Annotated in this window: 16 protein-coding genes and 1 pseudogene; 4 read left to right on the forward strand and 13 right to left on the reverse strand. The window is 75.5% G+C overall.

Translation table 11 applies throughout. From position 1 onward, the window contains the following. Window positions 1-145: pseudogene (locus QSK52_RS20525) on the forward strand (electron transfer flavoprotein subunit alpha/FixB family protein); the annotation flags it as partial. A gap of 88 nt (window positions 146-233) precedes the next feature. Here the strand turns inward: QSK52_RS20525 and QSK52_RS20530 are convergent. Then, on the reverse strand, window positions 234-2207 hold the full coding sequence (locus tag QSK52_RS20530) for a HEAT repeat domain-containing protein (protein WP_285737560.1): 1974 nt from the start codon (window positions 2205-2207) through the stop codon (window positions 234-236). Window positions 2208-2293: 86 nt separating this feature from the next. Between QSK52_RS20530 and QSK52_RS20535 the strand changes: the two genes are divergently transcribed. After that, complete coding sequence (locus tag QSK52_RS20535; RefSeq protein ID WP_285737561.1) at window positions 2294-3136, forward strand: class I SAM-dependent methyltransferase; 843 nt, start codon at window positions 2294-2296, stop codon at window positions 3134-3136. 16 nt (window positions 3137-3152) lie between these two features. Here QSK52_RS20535 and QSK52_RS20540 read toward each other — a convergent pair whose 3' ends face one another. Further along, window positions 3153-3494, reverse strand: coding sequence for a DUF5713 family protein (locus tag QSK52_RS20540; protein ID WP_285737562.1), 342 nt, complete (start codon window positions 3492-3494; stop codon window positions 3153-3155). Between the two features lie 127 nt (window positions 3495-3621). Then, on the reverse strand, window positions 3622-4740 hold the full coding sequence (locus tag QSK52_RS20545; RefSeq protein WP_285737563.1) for an Acg family FMN-binding oxidoreductase: 1119 nt from the start codon (window positions 4738-4740) through the stop codon (window positions 3622-3624). Window positions 4741-4921: 181 nt separating this feature from the next. On the opposite strand from QSK52_RS20545, the gene QSK52_RS20550 reads away from it, so the two are divergent. Then, a complete protein-coding gene (locus QSK52_RS20550) occupies window positions 4922-5926 on the forward strand; it encodes an aldo/keto reductase family protein (protein WP_285737564.1) in 1005 nt (334 codons plus the stop codon). 59 nt (window positions 5927-5985) lie between these two features. On the opposite strand, the gene QSK52_RS20555 is transcribed toward QSK52_RS20550, so the two are convergent. The 3 genes from QSK52_RS20555 to QSK52_RS20565 all read right to left on the reverse strand — a co-directional run bounded on the left by QSK52_RS20555 (window position 5986) and on the right by QSK52_RS20565 (window position 11151). Then, window positions 5986-8466 (reverse strand): ATP-binding SpoIIE family protein phosphatase, encoded by a 2481-nt coding sequence (locus QSK52_RS20555; RefSeq protein WP_285737565.1) that lies wholly within the window; start codon window positions 8464-8466, stop codon window positions 5986-5988. Then, window positions 8463-10520, reverse strand: a complete 2058-nt coding sequence (locus tag QSK52_RS20560; RefSeq protein WP_285737566.1) for a SpoIIE family protein phosphatase — start codon at window positions 10518-10520, stop codon at window positions 8463-8465. The genes QSK52_RS20555 and QSK52_RS20560 overlap by 4 nt, the downstream gene beginning before the upstream one ends. Before the next feature lie 226 nt (window positions 10521-10746). After that, the gene (locus QSK52_RS20565) at window positions 10747-11151 is read right to left on the reverse strand and encodes an SHOCT domain-containing protein (protein WP_285737567.1); all 405 of its coding nucleotides are present in this window, start codon (window positions 11149-11151) and stop codon (window positions 10747-10749) included. Between the two features lie 191 nt (window positions 11152-11342). Between QSK52_RS20565 and QSK52_RS20570 the strand changes: the two genes are divergently transcribed. Next, window positions 11343-12632 carry a threonine/serine ThrE exporter family protein gene (locus tag QSK52_RS20570; protein ID WP_285737568.1) on the forward strand — a complete coding sequence of 430 codons (1290 nt, stop codon included), beginning with the start codon at window positions 11343-11345 and terminating at the stop codon, window positions 12630-12632. Window positions 12633-12692: 60 nt separating this feature from the next. Here the strand turns inward: QSK52_RS20570 and QSK52_RS20575 are convergent, their stop codons facing one another. The 7 genes from QSK52_RS20575 to QSK52_RS20605 all read right to left on the reverse strand — a co-directional run bounded on the left by QSK52_RS20575 (window position 12693) and on the right by QSK52_RS20605 (window position 20192). Beyond that, window positions 12693-13565, reverse strand: a complete 873-nt coding sequence (locus QSK52_RS20575; protein WP_285737569.1) for a hypothetical protein — start codon at window positions 13563-13565, stop codon at window positions 12693-12695. Between the two features lie 215 nt (window positions 13566-13780). After that, window positions 13781-14149: a hypothetical protein gene (locus tag QSK52_RS20580; RefSeq protein WP_285737570.1), complete on the reverse strand. Its 369-nt coding sequence runs from the start codon at window positions 14147-14149 to the stop codon at window positions 13781-13783. Between the two features lie 57 nt (window positions 14150-14206). Then, complete coding sequence (locus tag QSK52_RS20585) at window positions 14207-14842, reverse strand: ubiquinol-cytochrome c reductase iron-sulfur subunit (RefSeq protein WP_285737571.1); 636 nt, start codon at window positions 14840-14842, stop codon at window positions 14207-14209. Beyond that, window positions 14839-15456: a 4Fe-4S dicluster domain-containing protein gene (locus QSK52_RS20590; RefSeq protein WP_285737572.1), complete on the reverse strand. Its 618-nt coding sequence runs from the start codon at window positions 15454-15456 to the stop codon at window positions 14839-14841. Before QSK52_RS20590 ends, QSK52_RS20585 begins: the two co-directional genes overlap by 4 nt. A gap of 5 nt (window positions 15457-15461) precedes the next feature. Continuing rightward, entirely contained in the window at window positions 15462-17762 is a 2301-nt protein-coding gene (locus tag QSK52_RS20595; RefSeq protein WP_285737573.1) for a molybdopterin oxidoreductase family protein, read from the reverse strand. Then, the gene (locus QSK52_RS20600) at window positions 17759-18811 is read right to left on the reverse strand and encodes an MFS transporter (protein WP_435053310.1); all 1053 of its coding nucleotides are present in this window, start codon (window positions 18809-18811) and stop codon (window positions 17759-17761) included. The genes QSK52_RS20595 and QSK52_RS20600 overlap by 4 nt, the downstream gene beginning before the upstream one ends. Window positions 18812-18947: 136 nt before the next feature. Further along, a complete protein-coding gene (locus QSK52_RS20605; RefSeq protein WP_285737574.1) occupies window positions 18948-20192 on the reverse strand; it encodes a DUF4037 domain-containing protein in 1245 nt (414 codons plus the stop codon). Window positions 20193-20211: the final 19 nt, after the last annotated feature.

The following is a 20211-nucleotide window of genomic DNA, read 5'->3' on the forward strand; positions in this document are numbered from 1 at the left end:
CCGCGCCGGCATGCAGACCAGCAAGACCATCGTCGCCGTCAACAAGGACCCCGAAGCCCCGATCTTCGAACTCGTCGACTACGGCGTCGTCGGCGACCTCTTCACCGTCCTGCCCCAGCTCACCGACCAGGTCAAGGCGGGCTGACGCCGCACCGACCCGCCCCACCCGCACCCGCACGCAGGGCGCGACCGCCACGGTCGCGCCCTGCTGCCGTCTCCCCGCTCACCCCCGCTCACCCCCGGACGGCCACCAGCGCTTCGGCCGCCGCCGTCCGCAGCTCCTCGTCCTCGACGAAGCCGCGCCAGGCCGCGTTGCTGCGCAGTCGGCGGTCCCCGGCGAGGGCGGCCCGCAGCAGCGGGGCGGCGGGCCGGGCGGCGGGGCCGATCCGGGCCAACTGCCGGACGGCGGTGGGCATGACGGGCAGGTGGTGCCCCTCGTCGAGGCCGCGCAGGGCGGACAGCAGCGCCGGGAGGACCGCCTCGGCCTCCCCGGTCGCCGCCCACAGGGCGCCCGCGGCCTCCACCCCGACCCAGGCGTCCCGGTCGGCGGTCCGGACGCGCAACTGCCCGGCGCAGCGTGCCGCGTCGGGGCCGAGGTCGGCGAGCATCCGCAGCGCGGCGGGCCGGTCCAGGTGGGCGGTGAGGGCGGCGACGGCGGCCTCCGGGTCGCCGCCGAGCCGCCAGCACGCCCAGGCCGCGGTCCCGGCGCCGGCGTCGGCGCCGGTGTCCGGCCCTCCGTCGGGGCGGTTCATCCGTGCGTGGAGCATCTCCCGGGCCCGCGCGACGGCGTCGGCGCCGAGCACTCCGGGGCCGAGACGGGCGAGCGCCTCGGCTGCGGGGGCCCAGGTGAGCTCCTCGGCCAGCAGCTCGAGCAGCCGTCCGACGGCCGTCGGACTGGCGGTTCCCCACTCGGTCAGCACCGTGCCGAACCGGTGGGCCGCCGTCCGGTCCCCCTCCCGGGCGAGTTCCTGCTCGACCACGGGCATCAGGTCCTGCGCGTGGCCGGGCAGCAGGGCCAGCACCTCGTGCAGCGCGGGCAGGACGGGCCAGTGCCCGCGGGCGCCCAGTCCGAAGTACTGCCCGGAGCTGCCGAAACCCGCCGGGGCGCCCCGCAGGGCGGGCACGCAGCGCGGGTCGCCGGCGCGGGCGAGGGCCCAGAGCGCGGTGTCGGCAACCGGACCGTCCTCCAGCAGGGCCGCGATCCGGTCGGCCTGCGGGGCGACGGCGGCCGGTCCGAGGCAGGCGAGCAGGTCGAGCGCGAGGCGGCGCACCTCGGGCGCGGGGTCGTCGAGGCGGGCGGCGAGCACGGGCAGCAGGTCCGCCGTGGGTGAGTGCCACTCGGCGAGCAGCCCGCCGGCCTGCGCCAGGGCGGCGGCCCGGTGCGCGGCGTCGGGGTGGTCGCGGAGCAGCACGCGGACGAAGGCCGCGGCCGGTCCGGGCTCGGCGAACAGCGCCGTCGTGCGGTGGTAGACGCGGGTCAGGGCCCCCTGCTCCGCCCACCGCGAGGCGTCGGGGTCGCGCAGCGCTGCGGCCAGCAGCTCGGTGTGCCAAAGCGGGAGTTCGGGCTCCTCGGGGGCGAGGGCGAGCAGGGCGCCGTGGCGTTCCTGAAGGCTGTCGCCGTCCGCGAGCAGGCTCCGCAGCAGGCCGATCGCCTCGGGGCCGTGCGGCCCGGCGGGCTCGCGCCGGGCGGCGCGGCCCAGGGTCAGCAGCAGGTCGAGCCGGAGCGCCGGGTCGTCCTCCGCCGCCAGGGCGGCGAGCAGTCCGGGCAGCAGCTGCTCGCCCGGCGTGTCGCAGTGGCGCAGCGCGCGGGAGGCCCGGCGGCGGATCACGGGCAGCGGATCGTCGAGCAGCGCGAGGAGTTGCGGCAGCGCACGCTCCCAGGCGGGCCACCAGGCGAGGTCGACGCCCGGTCCGACCCCGGGGGCCTCCGCCGCCAGGTCGCCGACCAGCTCAAGCAGCCACTCCCGGACGCCCGGCGCGACGCCCGCGTCGGCCGCCGTCCGCAGCAGGAACGGCAGCGCGGCGGGGGCCGCCGAGCAGATCCAACCGCCTTGGTGGAAGAAGCTGTTGGAGAGTTCCGAGGCTGCGTCCTCGGCCGCCTCGGGGTCGTCCCCCGCGCAGGCCCGCAGCAACTCCGGCACGTCCTCCGCACTGCCGTAGTTGTGCTCCAGCGCGGCCCACTCGACGGCGTCCAGTCCCTCCCACATGCCACGGACCCTCTCACACCCGTGCGCCGGCCCGTCCGCGCCCCTGCCCTATGATCGTCCACCGACCATCGGAACGAGGGGGACCCGTGTCGCAGGCCGCACCGTCTTCGAGCACCGCTTTCGACGCCAACGAGCGCACCGCCTGGGCCGGGCGCGGCAACGCCTACGCGGCCTCGTTCGGTCGGCTGTGCGCCCGCCCGGTGGACGAGCTGCTGGACGCGGCGGGCGTGGCGGCGGGCAGCCGGGTGCTGGACGTCGGGACGGGTCCGGGCACCGTCGCCGCCGCGGCGGGTGCGCGCGGGGCCCGGGTCACGGCCGTGGACGCCGAGCCGAGCATGCTCGAACTCGCCCGCCTGGGCGCCCCGCAGGCCCGCACCCTCCTCGCCACGCTGCCCGTGCTCCCGCTCCCCGAGGGCGAGTTCGATGCGGTGGTGGCCAACTTCGTGCTCAACCACGTGGGCCGTCCGCTGCTGGCCCTGGCCGAACTGCGCCGGGTGCTGCGCCCGGGCGGCCGCCTGGCACTGACCATCTGGTCGGGCAGCCCCGCCCCGGGCCAGACGCTGGTCCCGCGCGCCCTGCAGGCCGCCGGTGCGGTCCGCCCGCCGCACCTGGGCCCGCTCGACCCGGCCGACGACTTCCCGCGCACCACCGACGGCCTGGCCGGGCTGCTCACCGCCGCCGGACTGCGCGACGCCGACTGCCGCACCCTCGACTTCGACCACGCGACCACGGTGGACGAGTGGTGGAGCGGCCCGGCGTCCGGCGTCGCCACGATCGGGCTGACCCTGCTCGCCCAGTCGCCCGAGGTCCGCGCCGCGGCCCGCGGGCACTACGAGCGGCTCGCCGCCGAGTACCGCACCGGCGACCCGGCCACCCCGGACGCCCTGCTGCTCCCGCACCGCGCGCTCCTGGCCACCGCCGTCCGCTGAGCCCTCCCGCCCGGCCTCACCAGTCGCGGTCGGCGACCAGCTCCTCCACGTCGGCGTCCGCGAAGCCGTACGCCTGCGCGATGTGAGCGAAGTCCTCGGCGATCGCCTCGCGCGCCACGGTCTCGATCTCGCTGTCCGCGGCGTCGAACTCCTCCGCCAGCAGGTTGAACTGCTCCGTCGCGACCTGTGTCAGCTCGTACAACTCGTCGAGCCCGCGCGGGGGTTCGGCCTCGATCCGCTCGCACAGCGCGTGCAGGATGTCGCCGCCCTTGGCGACCAGGTGCGCCGGGTAGTAGTCGTCCCCGCGCATCGACCGCAGGAACTCGTACTCCGCCAACTGCTCGTTCGTGATCGCCATGCCGCTGCTCCACCCAGGTCGAAGGATCCCCCGCAGCCCGATCATGCCCCGGAGCACCGACAGCGGGCCCGGACGGCACCGCCGGGCCCGCTCGGCGCTCCCGGCCCGCTCGGCGCTCCCGGCCCGCTCAGCGTTCCCCGGCCGGGTCGCGGAGCAGGTCGTCGACGTCCCGGCGCGGGGTGGCTGCGCCGGGCGGGCCGTAGCCGACCCGCAGCACCACCTGCACGGTGCCGATGCCGCTCTCCGGGTCGCGCAACCGCCAGCGGGTGTCCGGGAGTTCGACGGCCTGGTGGAGCACCGAGACCCGCAGCCCGCGGGCGGTGGCCACCAGCCACACCCGTTCCATCGCCTGCCCGGCCCGCAGCCAGTCGGCGGCCGTGTCGCCGCGGGTGGCGACGGTCGCGACCTGCGGCAGCGCCTCGAAGCGCCGGGTGCGCACCGGTCCGTGCCCGGCGAAGTCCCGTACGGGGACCCGGGCTTCGTGGTCCTGCGGGCCGAGCGCCCGCTCCGGGATGCCGTCCCGCACCGCGTGCACGGGCCCCGCCGCCCCCGCCGTACCGACCGGTTCCGCGCGCAGCCACCTCGCGGTCTCCGCACGGCGGGCGGCGTCCGCGGCGATCCGCGCCTCGGCCTCCGCGGTGAGCGCCAGCACCCGGCGCGCCTCGGCCTCCTCCAGCACCTCCAGCACGGCGTCCTCGTCGGCGGCGGCCTCGACCAGTTCGCCGATCACCGCCTCGGGCACGTCCCGGTTCCCGAACGGCTCGCGGCTGGAGTGCCGTCGGCCGATCTCCCCGGCCAACTCGGCCGGTTCGTACGGGACTCCGCGCGGCCCGAAGCGCACCACCGCGACCGGCCCGTCCGGCCCGTCCGGCCCGGCCACCCCGGACGGCCCGGGCATCAGATCCAACTCCTCCACCGGCAGCCCGAGTTGCGCGGCCGCGACGCGCAGGTTGAACAGTGCCGCCCCGACCGACAGCAGCATGCCGCGCCCGTCCGGATCGGCCAGCGGCACCGCCCGCGCCGGGTCGGCGAACACCAGCACCCCGGGCCCGTCCCCGGTCGGCCGGAACCGCCACGGCTGGGCGTTGTGCAGCGAGGGCGCGGCCCCGGCCGCCGCCACCAGCGCCCGCAGCTCCGCCGCGCTCGGCCCGCCCGGCGCCCCGTCCAACGGGCCGTCCACCGGCCCGCCCGGCACCCCGGTCCCGGTCGTCGGCCCCGCCGTCGACCCGGTCGTCGACTCGGTCATCGCGGATCACTCCTCGCCGCATCCTCGTCGCGTTCCCACGCCTTCCGTGCCTCGATCCTGCGCCGCCCCCATCCCGCCCGGTAGAGCCCAAGGGCCCGGGCCGGACGACCTCCGCCCCCTTCCTCCCCGCCCCCGCGTCGGTGCCCGCACCGCCCGCCGCCCCTGGCGTACCGTACCGACCATGGAATTCCGCCACCTGGGCCGCAGCGGCCTGATCATCAGCGAGATCGCGTACGGGAACTGGCTCACCCACGGTTCGCAGGTCGAGGAGGACACCGCGGCCGCGTGCATCCGCGCCGCCCTCGACGCGGGGATCACCACCTTCGACACCGCCGACGTGTACGCCGAGACGCGTGCCGAGTCGGTCCTCGGGCGGGCGCTCAAGGGCGAGCGCCGCGAGGGGCTGGAGATCCTCACCAAGGTGTTCTGGCCGACCGGGCCCGGCCGCAACGACCGCGGGCTGGGGCGCAAGCACGTCATGGAGTCGATCGACGGCTCGCTGCGCCGCCTGCAGACCGACTACGTGGACGTCTACCAGGCGCACCGCTACGACCCCTCCACTCCGCTGGAGGAGACCATGGAGGCGTTCGCCGACGTGGTCCGCTCCGGCAAGGCCCTGTACATCGGCGTCTCCGAGTGGACCGCCGACCAGATCCGGGCCGGGCACGCGCTGGCCCGCGAACTGCGCGTCCCGTTCGTCTCCAGCCAGCCGCAGTACAGCGCGCTGTGGCGGGTCATCGAGGGCGAAGTGGTGCCGACCTGCGAGGAGTTGGGCATCGGCCAGGTGGTCTGGTCGCCGATCGCGCAGGGCGTGCTGACCGGCAAGTACAAGCCGGGCGCCGAGCCGCCGGCCGGGTCCCGGGCCACCGACGAGAAGGGCGGCGCGAACTTCGTGGCGCGCTGGCTGCGGCCCGAAGTCCTGGAGCGCGTCCAGCTGTTGCAGCCGCTCGCCGCGGAGGCCGGGCTGTCGCCGGCCCAACTGGCCGTCGCCTGGGTGCTGCAGAACCCGAACGTGTCCGCCGCGATCATCGGTGCCTCCCGCCCCGAGCAGGTCACCGAGAACGTGAAGGCCGCGGGCGTGAAGCTGGAGCCCGCGCTGCTCGCCAGGATGGACGAGATCCTGTCCCCCGTCGCCGAGTTCGACCCGGCCCGGACGGCGGAGAACGCCCCCAAGACCCGTCCCTGATCCCCCGGGAGCGCCCGCGGGCGGCCGCCGGACCGAACCCGTCGGCGGCCGCCCGCACCCTATCCGGGCAACTCGCCCCCACCGCCGGGCTCCACCTCCGTCGGGCCCTCCTCCCCCGCTCCCGGCACCTCCTGCTGCGCCCAGATCGTCTTGCCGTGCTGGGCGAAGCGGGTGCCCCAGCGCTGCGCCAACTGCCCGATGATGAACAGCCCGCGGCCGCCCTCGTCGGTGGACTTGGCCCGCCGCAGGTGCGGGGTGCTGTCCGAGCTGTCCGACACCTCGCAGATCAGGCCCCGGTCGTTGATCAGCCGCAGCCGGATCGGCGACTTCCCGTACCGGATCGCGTTCGTCACCAACTCGCTGACGATCAGGTCGGTCGAGAACTCCAGCTCCTGCAACCCCCAGGCGGCGAGCTGGTGTTCGGCCAGCCGCCGGGCGGTGCGCACCACCGCCGGGTCCTCCGGGAGGGTCCACACGGCGACCTTGTCGTCCGGCAGCCCGAGGGTGCGCACCAGCAGCAGCACCGCGTCCTCGCGCTGCCGTTCGGGCAGCAGCGCGTACACCGCCTGGTCGCACAGCTGCGGCAGCTCCTCCTCCCCGGCCCGGGCCAGCACCCGCTGCAGTACCGCCCGCCGCCCCTCCCCGGGTCCGACCGGCAGCACCTCGTCCAGGCCACCGCGCTCCGGGCCGCCGCGCTCCGGGCCGCCGCGCTCGGAACCGCCACCCCCGGCACCGCCGTCGGCCCGCCCCCCGGTGGGGCGGCGCGGCGGGCCGGACATCAGGCCGTTGGTGTAGAGCGCCAGGACGCTGCCGACGGGCAGCTCCACGACCCGGGTCTCGTAGCAGCCGTCGCCGCAGCCCAGCGGCAGTCCGGGTTCCACCGGGAACGGCATCGGCACGCCGTCGGGGCCGACCACGACGGGCCCGGGGTGCCCGGCCGAGGCCGCCGTGCAGGTCCGGCCGATCGGGTCGTAGACCAGGTAGAGGCAGGAGGCGAGCCCGTCCGGCAGGCTCTCCGCGCCCGCGGGCAGGCTGTCCTGCTGCTCGTCGGTCAGCACCCGGGCCGCGTCGTCCAGCCGCACCAGCAGCTCGTCGGGCTGCAGGTCCTGGACGGCCAGGGTCCGCAGGGCGGTGCGGACCTGGCCCATCACGGCGGCGGCCTCGATGCCGGTGCCGGTGACCGAGCCGATCGCCAGGCCGACCCGGGCGGCGGACAGCGGCACCACGTCGTACCAGTCGCCGCCCGGCCCGACCGTGCCCGGCAGGTAGACGTGCGAGCTCTGCACGGCGCTGAGCTCCGCCGGTTCCCGGGGCAGCAGTTGGCGCTGCAGCGTGGTGGCGATCGAGCGCTCCCGCGCGTAGCTGCGCGCCTTGTCGATGGACATCGCGCCGCGCGCGGCCAGTTCGACGGCCAGCTCCAGGTCGTCCTGGTCGAAGGGTTCGGGGCGCCGGTGCCGGTACAGCGCCAGCACGCCCAGCACCGCGTCGTGCACCACCAGCGGCGCGACGATCATCGAGTGCACGCCGAGCCCGGTCAGTCGGCGTGCGCGCTCCGGGTCGGCGCCCAGCCACTCCTCCTCGGTCAGCCCGCGGATCAGCCGGGCCCGCCCGTCCACCAGCGCCTGGCTGTACGGCGTCGGCGCCCCGTACGTGGACAGCGCGCCCTGCGGGACCGGCCCGGGCGAGGGGCCGGTGGGGCCGGTGCCGTGCACGGAGCGGTAGGCGACGCGGCGCAGCGGTGCGCCGGGGTCGATCGGGCCGGTGCGCAGCGGCAGTCCGCGCAGCGGTTCGTCGAGCAGGTCGACGGTGGCGGAGTCGGCGAAGCGGGGGACGGCGACGTCGGCGAGTTCCTGGGCGGAGCCGACGGCGTCGTGGGAGGCGCCGAGGCGGCGGTGGGCGCTGTGCAGGATGTCGAGCCGCTCGAGGGCGCCCTGCCGTTCGGTGACGTCCTCGACGGCGGCGACCAGGTAGGGGCGGCCGGTGCCGGAGACGATCCGGAAGAAGGAGGCCGCGACGACCATCTCGTGCCCGGGGTCGGTGGGCATCCGGCCGCGCACCAGGTGCTCGCGGACGTAGCTGCCGTCCTGGAGGGTCTGCCGGGCGACCGCCTCCAGTTCGGCGCGGTCGAAGCCGGGGGCGAACTCGGCGGGGCGGTGGCCGACGATGTCGGTGCTGGGCATGCCGCGCACGCCGCGGGCGGCGGTGTTGTAGCGGATCACCCGCAGGTCCTGGTCGAGCAGGTAGAGGCCGAGCGGGGCCTGGGCGAACAGCGCGTCGAGCAGGGCGGAGTCGAGCAGGTCGTCCTCGCCGCTGTCCGCGGGCCCGCCGCCCTCCGGTGCCGTCTCCTCCACCGCGTCCTCCGCTTCCCCGTCCGCGCCACCGGCGCCGCCGCTGCCGCCGCTGCCGTTCCCGCCGTTGCCGTCGTGCCGGTCGTCCCGGTAGCCGTCCACGCCGCTCCTCCGCTTCCCGCCCTCGTCCTGGCCCGCGCCTTCACCGGCGCCCTCGCTCCCGCGCGCCTCCTCGTCCCGGGGTCCGCTCACGGCCGTCCCCCTCCCTTCGCTCCGCTCCCGCCGTCCGGCGGGTCGGGTCGGAACGCGATCACGGCGATGTCGTCGCGGACGTCGGCGATCTGGGTGACGAGGTGCTCGCAGAGGTCGGCGAGCGGCCGGTGGCGGACCGCCGCGGCGGCGTCGCAGAGGCGGGCGATGCCGTCGCCGAGGTGTTCGCCGGGCACTTCGACCAGGCCGTCGGTGTAGAACAGCAGCGTCTCGCCGGGCCCGACCGGGTGGCGGTGGGTGACCCGGGGGCGGCGCGGGTCGACGCACAGCGGGACGTCGGCGTCCTCGGCGGACAGCAGCCGGGGCGGCCCGTGGACGGGCACCAGGACGGGCGGCGGGTGTCCGGCGTTGGCCCACTCCATCTCCCAGCCGCCGTCGGCACCGTGCCGCACCAGCCGGGCGTGCACGGCGGTGGCGAAGCTGCCGACGCCCAACCCCTCGGCGGCGGTGTCGAGTTCGCGCAGCGTGTCGGCGGGGGTGTGGGCCTGGCCGCGGGTGTACGCGATGGAGCGCAGCATGGCGCGCAGCTGGCCCATGGTGGTGGCGGCGGCGAGGTCGTGTCCGGCGACGTCGCCGATGGTCATGGCGAGCGAGCCGTCGGGCAGCGCGAAGGCGTCGTACCAGTCGCCGCCGACCTCGGCGTTGCGGCTGCCGGGCTGGTAGCGGGCGGCGACGGCGGCGCCGCCGAGGGCGGGCGGGGTGGTGAGCAGGGCGCGTTGCAGGACGACGGCGGCGTGCCGGGCGCGTTGCAGGGCGAGGGCCTGGCGCAGCGGGGCCTGGGCGCGTTGCAGGACTTCGTGCTGGAGGTCGACGTCGGCGGGTCCCGGTGGTGGGGCGCCTTCGCAGCAGGCGGTGGCGGCGAGGGCGACGACGGCGCCGTCGACGACGATGGGCAGCAGGGTGAGGCTGGTGGCGCGGGTGTCGTGCAGCCAGCGGGCGGAGATCTCGGGGACGGCGCCCTCGGGGACGGCGCTGTCGGGGAAGACCAGCAGGGTGGGGGTGCGGTCGGTGACGGCCTGCCGGGCGCGGGCGCCGAGGGTGAAGGTCTGCCGGTCGAGCGGGGGCAGCGGGGGCAGTCCGGGGCGGGCGACGGAGGCGATCCGGGTGGCGACGACTTCGTCGTCGGCGGCGTCGGGCCCGGGCAGGAGGTAGACGGCGCAGACGTCGGTGAGGTCGGGGACGAGGGTGGCGGCGAGGGCGGCGAAGGCCTCCTCGGCGCGTTCGGCCTCGGTGACGGCCCCTGCCCGGGCGAGCAGGCGTTCGCGCAGGCGGGCGCGCCACTGGTCCTCGATGTCGCCGGTGGTGCCGATCCACTCGGCGGCGCGGTCCTCGCGCAGGACGGGGACGGCGCGGGAGCGGACGTGCCGGTAGCCGCCGGTGACGCTGCGGACGCGGAAGGTCTGTTCGAAGACGGGGGGCAGGTCGCGGGCGGCGGCGGCCCAGCGGGCGGCGACGGCGGCGCGCTCGTGGGGGTGGACGACGTCCAGCCAGCCGCGGCCGACGGCTTCGGCGAAGGGCTGGCCGGTGAGTTCCTCCCAGCCGGGCATGAGTTCGTGGGCGGTCCCGTCGGGCTGGACGACCCAGACCATCTGGGCGGCGGCGGCCATCAGCGCCTCGTAGCGCTGCAGGGCTTCCAGGCGTTCGGCGGACTGGCGTTCGGCTTCGAGGGCGGAGTGCAGTTCGGCGGTGGTGTCGATGGCGGCGGCGAGGATGCCGGGGCCGTACCGGGTGGCGGCCGGTGAGCAGGAGTAGACGAAGTGCCGGTGGGAGGGGGCGCCGGAGGGGCAGCCGAGGGTGCGGTGGGCGGTGACCTGCCGGGCGGTGCCGTCGGCGAGGACGGCGTCGAGGGTGGCGACGAAGCGTTCGGTGCCGGGTTCGGTGAACGCCTCGCGGGCGGGCGCGCCGAGCGGGCGGTCGCCGAACAGGTCGCGGAAGGCGTCGTTGTAGTAGACCATCCGGTGGTCGGGCCCGGCGGTCAGGGCGATGGCCACGACGGCGCGGTCGAACACCTCGGGCGTCAGTTGCGGTTGCGGCACCCCGGTGTCCTCCTCCCGTCCGTCCCGTCCGCCGTGCAGCGGCTCCGTGGGACCTGCGGGCCCCGTGCGCCCCGGGCGCCCCGCGGGTCCTGCGCGGTCGGTGTGCGCGTCGGCCCGGGCCGGTGCGGGTGGGGTCCCCGCTCCGGCCCGGGCTGCGCCGGTCCGTCGTCCGGTCATCCGTCCAGTCGTCCGTCCGGGATTCGTCCGGTCTCGTCCGCGTCCGGGGTCAGGCGAGCAGTTTCTGCTTCGCCCTCTCGAACTCCTCGGCCGAGATCGCGCCGCTGCTCTTCAGGTCGGCGAGGCGGGCGAGCTCGTCGACGTGCCGTGGTCCGGCGTTCCGGTCCTCCGTTCCGGCGGCCTTCCGGATGTAGTCCTGGAAGTCGCTCTCGGCCTTGGCGGCCAGGGCCCGGTCGCGTTGGCCCATCTCCTTGCCGCGGGCGATCAGGTAGACCAGGACGCCGATGTACGGCAGCACGATCACGAAGACCGTCCAGCCGGCCTTGCCCCACCCGCCCATGTCGTGGCTGCGGAAGATGTCCGTCAGCACCTTGAACATCAGGAAGAACCACAGGATCCACAGGAACAGCCACAGCATGGTCCAGAACAGGTTGAGCGCCGGGTAGTCGTCCATCGACTGGCTCCCTTCCACAGGTCCTTCGAGTGGTATCACCACATTCCGGACACCGCACCTCGGCGGCCGCCCGCCGTGCGCCCCCGTGCGCGCCGCCGCACGCCGGGTGAGGATGTGAGCGGGTGTCAGGTTCGCCGAGGGCACGGACGGCGGCACGAGCAGCGGCACGGACGGCGGCGCGGGAGGCGCGGATGGGCGCGGAGGGCGGGCGGGCGGCGGGCCCGGACGACGACGGCGGCACCGAGGAGAGCGGGCGGTCGGAGCAGGCGGAGCGGGTGACGGCGCTGCTGGCGCGGCTGACCCGGATGCTGCTGGCGGCCAGCGGCGAGGGCGCTTCGGAGGTCGAGCAGACGGTGGCGCGGGCCGCCGCGGGCCTCGGCGCCCGCACCTCGATGGTGCTGGTCCCGGACGGCGCGACGCTGACCGTCGTCCTGGACGGCCGCGCCTCGACGGTCGCGGTCCGGGCCTTCCCGGACGTCGCCCGGCTGGACAAGGTGGCCGCGCTCAAGCCCTGGGCCCACCGGGTCTCGCTGGGCGGCACGACCCTCGCCGAGGCCGAGCGGCAGCTGGCGGCGGTCGACGACTCGCCCGCCCCGTACCCGTGGTGGCTCAAGGGCCTGGGCATCGTGCTGTTCTCGGTCGGCTTCGCCCCGCTGATGCAGCCGACCTGGTACGAGGTCGGCAGCACCGCGCTGCTCGGTCTGGTCACGGCGGTGCTGGCGGTGGCGGCGGGGCGCCGGCCGCGGCTGGCGCGGGTGCTGCCGCTGGTGGCGTCGACGGCGGTGTCGGTGCTGGTGCTGGAGGTGTTCGCGCGCAGCCCGGTGCACGGCGGGGCGGTGCTGCTGATGCTCCCGGCGCTGTTCTACTTCGTCCCCGGCGACCTGCTCTCCGCGGCCGCGGCCGAGCTGGCGGCCGGGTTCCTGACCACGGGCGCGGTGCGCCTGGTGTACGCGGTGTTCCTGCTGCTGCAGCTGTACCTGGGCGTGATGCTGGGCGTGTACGTGACCGGCGGCGACACCTCGGCACTGTTCGACCTGGCGGCGCACGCCGACCTGCCGCGCTGGGCGACGTTCCTGTCCTGGGTGGTGTTCACGGTCGGCACGGTGCTGGCGTTCGCGGTGCCGTGGCGGCTGCTGCCGCCGCTGCTGGGGCTGGTGTACCTGACGGTGGCGGTGCAGTCGGGCGCGACCAAGCTGCTGGGCGAGGTCGGCGGGACGTTCGTGGCCGCCGCGCTGCTGGGCGCGCTGGCCACGGTGGTGGCCCGCCGCCCCGACCGGCCGCCGCGGATGCTGCTGGCGCTGCCCGGGTTCTTCACCCTGACGGTGGGCTCGCTGGGCATGCGCGGCCTGACCAGCCTGGCCGGCGGCCACCCGGTGCGGGGCTTCCACGACCTGCTGTCGATGGTGACCACCGTGGTGGCGATCTCCGTCGGCCTGCTGCTGGGCTCGGTCCTGGCCCAGCGCCCGCAGCCGCTGCCCTGACGGCCCGCCCCGCGGAGTCCTCTCCCGCAGCCGCCGGCCCTCCCCCTCGCCGCGCGGGCCCTACCAGCCGGAGCCCCGGTAGCAGGGCAGGTCGAGCGCGGCCGGGTCCATCGCGGCCAGCCACTGCCCGCCCCGGCGCAGCACGGGCGTCAGCACGATCTCCGGCTCCCCGTCGTACCCGGCCTGCACCAGGGCGTCGTAGCGGACGGGCCGGTGGGCGGCGGTCGCGGGCGTGGGCCGTTCGTCGCGGTGGCGGCGGGCCTGGGCGTCGAGGGCCTGCAGGGCGCGCTGCAGGTGCGGCTGCCAGCCGGGCAGGTGGTGCGGGTCGGCGGGGACGAGGTAGCGGGCGCCGGCGTCGATCAGTGCCGCGACCAGGCGGCCGAGCGCCGCGGTGCGCTCCAGGCCGGGCGGGATCGCTTCGAGGGCGTCGGCGATCGGCCGGGTGACGCGCAGCAGCGCCTCGTTGAAGTCCAGTCCGTGTTCGCCCTCGGCCTGCACCAGCAGGGCGCGCTGCTCGCCGGTGAGGTGCAGCCGGCAGGGGTGGGCGGCGCCCTCGGTGAGCAGTTCGGGCTGTCCGTGCCAGGCCACGGGGGTGTCGCCGAGCTGCGCCCACTCCGGCCAGCTCACCTCTCCCCCGGGCTGTTTGACCGCGTACCCGAGCGGGTGGTCCCCGACGGTGAGGATCTCGATCCGGGCGCCGACCACCCGGGCGGGTTCGGGGCGGGCGACCAGGCGGCGGGCGTCGGCGTCCCAGTCGAGGCCGCCGGCGCGGGCGTCGACGGGTTCGGTGGCGGCCAGGGTGAGCGGCTGGTGCGGGCGGGTGTCGTGCATGTGGGCGACGGTGACCGGGACGAGGACGGCCGCGCGGAGCACGGCCTGCCGGTCGGGGAACGGCCTGGGCTGGACCGCTTCGGTGGTGAGTTGTTCCGTCATGCGTCGTGCCCTTCCCGCGCCCGCGCGGCGCGCACCCCCGGCGGGCGCCGACGCGTCCGGCCGGCCGCCCCGCGGTCTGTCCCGTCGGCCGTTCGCGCGGCCAGGGGGACAGCGTACGGGGCGCCGGCCGGTTCGGGAACGCGGTGGCGCGGACGGCGGCGAATCGTGACCCTTCGCACCCGGCGCACCGCATGGTTTCCGCAACGCCCCTGCGGTCAGCGGTCGTTGGGCGAGATCCGCCAGGCGAGCAGGACGACCAGGAAGGAGGCGGCGCTGAATCCGGTGCACCACCAGGCGGTGGCGGTGTGACCGCTCATCCAGGCGTTGGTGGCGGTGTTCAGGGCCCACAGCTGGCCGATCACGACAGTGACGGCCAGCGCGACCCGGGCGGACAGGACGGCCGACCGCTCGGGCTGCTGGTCGGTGCCCGCGCCGGGGCCGGGGCCGGTCGCGGAGACCCGCGGATCGGCGTAGCCGGAGGTGGCCCGGATCTGCGGGTAGCGTTCGTGGACGGGCCGGTTGAGCCTGGGTTCGTCGCTGCCGGGGTGGTAGCCCTCCGGGTAGTGGCCTTCGGGAACGCTCATCGCGCACCTCCACAGGTGAGTTGACGAATCGTCGGTGCACGTCGCTCGCCGGTCATCTCACCTGCCGCTCTTGCGGCCGGCGCAGTGGGCGGCGGCGGCGAGCTCCGGGTTGCGCAGGGTCCGACACAGGCCGGTCAGTTCCTCCTCGCCGGAGCGGACGGTGCCGACCGCCCACACCGAGCCGTCGGTCTGCTCCAGCATCACCACCCGGGGCAGCGGGCGGGGCGGCGGGCCGCCGGTGACCTCGCCGGTGCGGGAGTCGAACCGCCCTTCGTGGCAGGGGCAGTAGAGGTCGCCGTCGGGGCCGTGGTCGCGCCGCCACAGCACCCCGCAGGCGAGGTGGGTGCAGACCGTGGAGTAGCCGACCAGGGTGCCGTCGGGCAGCCGGATCGCCATCGCCCGGTCGTCCTCGCCGGGGTAGTCGAAGGTGACCGCCTCACCGCGCTCCAACCGGTCGGCGACCTTCAACGGCGGTGCGGCGCCGTCGCCGTGGCGGTGCAGCACGCCGGCCGAGACCACGGTGGAGCCGACCACCAGTCCGCCGGAGACGGTGGCGACGATCCGCAGGTAGTCGCGCCGGGTGGTCAGCGAGTCGGCGCTGATCCGCTCCTTCAGCGCGGACTGTTCGGCCCGGTGGCCGTCGGCTCCGCCGTCCGGGCCGTACGGCTGGGGGGAGTTGACGGGGCTGGTCACGCCCTGGCTCCGTTCCCGGGCGTGGGGCGCCCGTTGACCTCGATCAGGTTCAGCGTCCCGCCGGGGACGGGGGTCCGGCGCTCGCCCGGGACCACCATGGCGACGCCGGTGGAGACCACGGTGTCGCCGAACGCGAACATCGTGGAGACGTCGACGCCGGGCCGTTCGGCCTGCAGTTCCTCGACGGTGCCGTAGAACAGGGCGCCGGTGGGGCAGACCGTGGCGCACATCGGGGCCAGCCCGTAGGAGGTGCGGTCGTAGCAGAGGTTGCACTTCATCTGGAGCTTGGCCTCCAGGTCGATCTTGGGCACGCCGAACGGGCAGGCGTTGACGCAGTTCGCGCAGCCGATGCAGCGGGTCGGGTCGGCCTCCTGCACCACGCCGTCGGCGGTGATCAGGATCGCCTCGGCCGGGCAGACCTCGGCACACGGCGCGACCGGGTCCTCGCAGTGCATGCACACGGTCGGCAGCGAGGCGACGGTGCGGCCCTCGTCCGGGTAGTCCAGGTGGATCATCGACTTGCCGCGGTGCGAGTCGCACTCGCGGCAGGCCGACACGCAGGCCTGGCAGCCGATGCAGCGGCCCGGGTCGATGAAGATGGTGCGTCCCAGCATCTCGGTCAGCCCCTCTCGGCGGTGCCGCGGCCCTGCGGCGCGGTCGGCGGCAGCGGGTCGGTGCGCGAGACCTGGGCCGCCGGGTACGCCTCGCGGCCCGGCGGCACCGGCGGTGCGGGCACCGGGTCGATCGCCTCGGCCCGTTCGATCCGCACCGCGCACACCTTGTACTCGGGGATCTTCGAGCGCGGGTCCAGCGCGTCGATGGTCAGCGCGTTGGCCGCCGTCGGGTACGGCCAGTGGTAGGGCACGAACACGTGGTCCGGGCGGATCGCCTCGGTCACCAGCGCGGGCAGCACCTCGCTGCCGCGCCGCGTCACCACCCGCACCGGCTCCCCGTTGCGGAACCCGTGCGAAGGGTGCACCTCCACCCACGGGCGGGGCGTCTGCTCGACCAGGCCGCCCAGGCGCCGGGTCTGGTTGCCGGACAGGAAGTGCGCGACGGTGCGCCCGGTGGTCAGCCGCATCGGGAACTCGTCGCTGTACGGGTCGGCGGGCGGGTGCCACTCCACCACCTGCATGTGCACCTTGCCGTCCGGGTGGTAGGTCCTGCCGTCCTCGAACAGCCTCGGCGTGCCCGGGTGGTCGAGGCCGGGGCAGGGCCAGGCGATCCCGCCGGTGGCCTCCAGGCGCTCGTAGGTGATGCCGTAGTAGTCGATGACGGTGCCGGCCGAGGCGCGGCGCAGTTCGTCGAAGACGTCCTTCGAGCCCTCGAAGGCGAACTTGCTGCCCTGGCCGAGGCGGCGGGCGATCTCGCACATCACCCAGGTGTCGGTGCGCACGCCCGCGGGCGGCTCCTGGGCCTTGTTGTGCTTGATCACCCGGGCCTCGGCGTTGGCCATCACGCCCTCGTCCTCGGCCCAGGTGGTGACCGGGAGGACCACGTGCGCGTTGGCGGCGGTCTCGGAGAGGAAGAAGTCGAACTGGGCGTGGAACTCCAGCTTGTCGTAACCGTCCTTCACCACCGCGTAGTTGGGCAGCGAGACGAAGGGGTTGTTGCAGACGCCGATCAGCCCGCGGATCTCGCCGCGCTGCATCTGCCAGACCATCTCCATCATCGAGGTTCCGGCCTGCGGGAGTTCGGACTCCTCGATGCCCCAGATCGCGGCGACCTGGCGGCGGTGCACCGGGTCGTTGATGGAGCGGCCGCCGGGCAGCAGGTCGGACTTCTGGCCGTGCTCGCGGCCGCCCTGGCCGTTGCCCTGGCCGGTGAGGGTGCCGTAACCGGCGCCGGGGCGCCCCAGGTTGCCGGTGGCGGTGCACAGGTTGATGACGGTCAGGCAGTTCTCCACGCCCTGGGTGTGGTGCTCGATGCCGCGCGCGTGGCAGGCCATCGCCCGCTCCGCGCGCCCGAACATCCGGGCCACCTGGACGATCTGCTCCTCGGGGACGCCGCAGATCTCGGCGGCCCGGCTGGGCGGGTACGCCTTGACGGTGGCCTTGACCTCCTCCCAGCCGGTGGCGTGCTCGGCCAGGAACGCCTCGTCGGTCAGCCCCTCCTCGACGATCACGTGCAGCACCGCGTTGAAGAACGCCGAGTCCGTACCGGACCTGAGCGCGACGTGGACGTCGGCGGTGCGGGCGACCGCGGTCTCCCGCGGGTCCACCACGATCAGGGTGGCGCCCCGGTCGCGGGCGCCCCACACGTACTGGGTCAGCACCGGGAAGCACTCGCCGACGTTCGCACCGGCGATCAGCAGGCAGTCGGTCTGCAGCATGTCGGAGAACGGGTTGCCCGCCCGGTCGATGCCGAAGGCCAGCTTGTTGGCGCCCGCCGCGCTGACCATGCACAGGCGGCCGTTGTAGTCCACGTGCCGGGTCTTCAGCGCGACCCGGGCGAACTTGCCGACCAGGTAGGTCTTCTCGGAGAACAGGCTGGCCCCGCCGAGCACCCCGAACGCGTCCCGGCCGCTCTCGGCCTGGATCCGGTTGATCTCGGCGACGGTGAAGTCCAGCGCCTCCTCCCAGCCCACCTCCCGGAACGGCTCGTCGCGGCTGCGGCGCAGCAGCGGCGCGGTCAGCCGGTCCGGGTGGTTGACCTGCTGGTACGCGTTGACCCCCTTGGGGCACAGCCGCATCCGGTTGATGTCGTGGTTGCGCGGCTCGACCCCGAACACCTTGCCGTGGCCGTCCACCCGCAGGTACATGCCGCACTGCACGCCGCAGAAGCAGCAGTGCGTGGGGACGAGGGTCTGCTCGGTCTGGTCGGCCCGCCAGGCCGCGGCGGGCAGGCCGCCCGCGTCGCGGAAGTTGCGGGTCCCGAGCGGGGCGACGCTCGGGTCCAACGGGACGTGCTCGTGGCTCACTTGAACCCCCGCTTGACGTTCGACAGGTAGGCGTTGCCGCGCAGCACCCGCTTGCAACGGGGGCAGTACTCGGCCCACCCGTCGAAGCCCAGGTGCAGGTCGCGCATGGTGGCGCGCAGGTTGTCCACCGCCGCGACGGTGTCGATCGGCTGGCCGCAGCGCCTGCACGCCTGCAGCTCCTCGGCGTCCGAACCCCTGCGCCGCGCCGTGTACTTGAACAGTTGCATGCCGACCGCGGCCGGGCGCTGCACGATGTGGAAGAACTTCCCGAACGGCAGGTAGACCAGGGTGAGGACGACCGAGGCCATGTGCAGGATCGCCAGGAACTCGTAGCCGCCGCCGTGCAGGAACATCTCCGAGAAGGTCAGCAGCAGGCCGGTGACCGAGATGGTGAGCAGCGCCAGCAGCGGCAGGAAGTCGTAGCCGAAGCGCTGGCCGGTGGTGGCGGCGCGGTCGCGCATCCGCCGCCACAGGAAGTACCCGGCGCCGCCGATCACCATCACCGCGGCCAGGTCCAGGCCGTGGTAGAGCGCCCAGCCGAGGAAGCTGCCGGAGTCGAAGCCGAACAGCCGCAGGCCCCACAGGCGCATCTCGTAGCCGGGTCCGGCCGCGTCGGCGGAGGTGAAGGTGAACCACCCCCAGGTCAGCGGGAAGGTGATCGCGGCGGCCAGCAGGCAGCCCCAGAAGATCAGTTGGTGCGCCGCCCAGCGGGCGTGCGAGCGGGCGCCGAGGAACTTCTGGAAGCCCAGGTAGGTGGCGGCCATCCTGGGCAGGGCGGCGGGTGAGCGCTTGAGGTTCTCCCAGGACAGCGCCGCCTTCCAGCCCTGCACGAACATCCGGCGGGCGGCGGGTGCGGAGACCCACACCACGTAGCGGTACACCACGCCGAAGGTGAGGAACACCGTGGCCACCGCGTACGGCACCAGCGCCGAGTCGAAGTCCCGCAGCAGGCGGCTGCCCAGCACGATCGCCACCACCAGCAGCACGCTCGCCGCCGCGGCGACCAGCGAGGCCCGCACCGCCGTCGCCCGGGTGGCCGAGGCCACCACCTGCGCCGCGTCGTCCTCGGCCGGCCTGTCACCGATCGGTCTGCCCTGCGGGGGCGGCGCTGTCCCGGTCACGCGCACTCTCCTAAGCGCTCGACGAGCCACTCGACCTGACGTTCTCTCCGCCGGACGCTAGCGATCACTCCCTCCCGGTGCCCGCCCGCTGCGCCGCGGGCGGCGCGTCGCTGGGCCGGACGGGTGAGTGACCGGTGCACCCGGGCCCGGGGCCGGGAGGGGCGGTCGGGCCGGTCGGCGCTCGGCCGAGGACGCCGACGGCGGCGCGGACGGCCTGCGGGTGGCCGAGCAGGTCGGTGCTGTCGGCCCACTGGTCGACGGCGCCGGTCAGCGGCCGGTCGCGCAACTCCGGTGCGGTGACCGTCCGTTGCAGGGCCCGGGCGAAGCGGTCGGCGTGCAGGACGAGGTAGGGGCGGTCGTGGTAGCGGCGGCGGGCCGGGTCGAGCGGCTCGGTCAGGCCGAGCGCGTTGTGGGCGCGGGCCGCGGCCTCGTACGCCTCGCACAGGTGCCGTTCGCGGGCGGCCGGGTCGGTGGCGGCGAGGGCCGCACGGAGGGCGGGGGCCAGTGCGGGGGCGGTGTCGAGGCGGGCGAAGGCGCTGCCGAACCACTTGCCGTACGGGGCGTAGCGGCGGCCCATCAGGAAGGCCAGCCGCATCAGGTCGCGGACCAGGCGGGCGGTGAGCAGGGCCGCGCCGAGTCCGTCCCCGGCTTCGGCGCAGCGGCCGACGAACGCCTCCTCCTGGGCGATCCGCTGCCACTGGCAGGCCAGCAGGTGGCGCCACACCTGGTCGGGGTACCAGCGCAGGCGCCCGCGGGCGGCGGTGAGGGTGCCGAGGCCGTCGTGGAAGAGCGCACCGCCGGTGAACTCGGCGAGCCGCTGCTGCGGGAGGGCCAGCCAGTCGACGGGGCCGGGGTCGGTGTCGGCCCAGGCGGCGGCGGGCGGGCCGAGGCGTTCGGCGAGCCAGCCGGGCAGGTCGTGGACGGTGACGCGGTGGTCGACCGGGCCGCCGGCGGGCGGCGGGGCGAGGTGGCTGACCGGGTTGTCCGGGTCGCCGGTGGCGCGGTAGTGGGTGGACCAGCCGCGGACGTGCCCGGGCAGGCGGGCGGCGAGCAGTTCGCGGATCGCGGGGCCGTGGCGGCGGGCGTCCGCCGGATCCAGGAAGAGCTGCAGGCGCGGCCCCCAGTCGTGGTCGGCGGAGCGGGCGCTGTCGAAGCCGAGCACCTCCGAGCCGGGGCCGATCCGGGCGGCCGCGTGGCGCAGGCCCGGGTGGGTGCGCTCCAGGAGCGGGCGGACGGCTTCCTCGTACAGCGCCCGGGCGAGGTCGAGGCCGGGGACGAAGGGCGGGTCGGCGGGGGTGGGTGCGGTCATGCGGCCCACTGTGGCGGAG

It is taken from the genome of Kitasatospora phosalacinea, from assembly GCF_030268885.1.
GTDB classification, from domain to species: domain Bacteria; phylum Actinomycetota; class Actinomycetes; order Streptomycetales; family Streptomycetaceae; genus Kitasatospora; species Kitasatospora phosalacinea_C.

Bases quoted from the DNA above. Each gene is read 5' to 3' on its own strand.
- QSK52_RS20545 (WP_285737563.1), bottom strand. From the start codon at position 4,740: ATGACCGAGTCGACGACCGGGTCGACGGCGGGGCCGACGACCGGGACC.
- QSK52_RS20570 (WP_285737568.1), top strand. From the start codon at position 11,343: ATGGGCGCGGAGGGCGGGCGGGCGGCGGGCCCGGACGACGACGGCGGC.
- QSK52_RS20605 (WP_285737574.1), bottom strand. From the start codon at position 20,192: ATGACCGCACCCACCCCCGCCGACCCGCCCTTCGTCCCCGGCCTCGAC.
- QSK52_RS20590 (WP_285737572.1), bottom strand. From the start codon at position 15,456: ATGCTGGGACGCACCATCTTCATCGACCCGGGCCGCTGCATCGGCTGC.
- QSK52_RS20575 (WP_285737569.1), bottom strand. From the start codon at position 13,565: ATGACGGAACAACTCACCACCGAAGCGGTCCAGCCCAGGCCGTTCCCC.
- QSK52_RS20580 (WP_285737570.1), bottom strand. From the start codon at position 14,149: ATGAGCGTTCCCGAAGGCCACTACCCGGAGGGCTACCACCCCGGCAGC.
- QSK52_RS20565 (WP_285737567.1), bottom strand. From the start codon at position 11,151: ATGGACGACTACCCGGCGCTCAACCTGTTCTGGACCATGCTGTGGCTG.
- QSK52_RS20540 (WP_285737562.1), bottom strand. From the start codon at position 3,494: ATGGCGATCACGAACGAGCAGTTGGCGGAGTACGAGTTCCTGCGGTCG.
- QSK52_RS20530 (WP_285737560.1), bottom strand. From the start codon at position 2,207: ATGTGGGAGGGACTGGACGCCGTCGAGTGGGCCGCGCTGGAGCACAAC.
- QSK52_RS20550 (WP_285737564.1), top strand. From the start codon at position 4,922: ATGGAATTCCGCCACCTGGGCCGCAGCGGCCTGATCATCAGCGAGATC.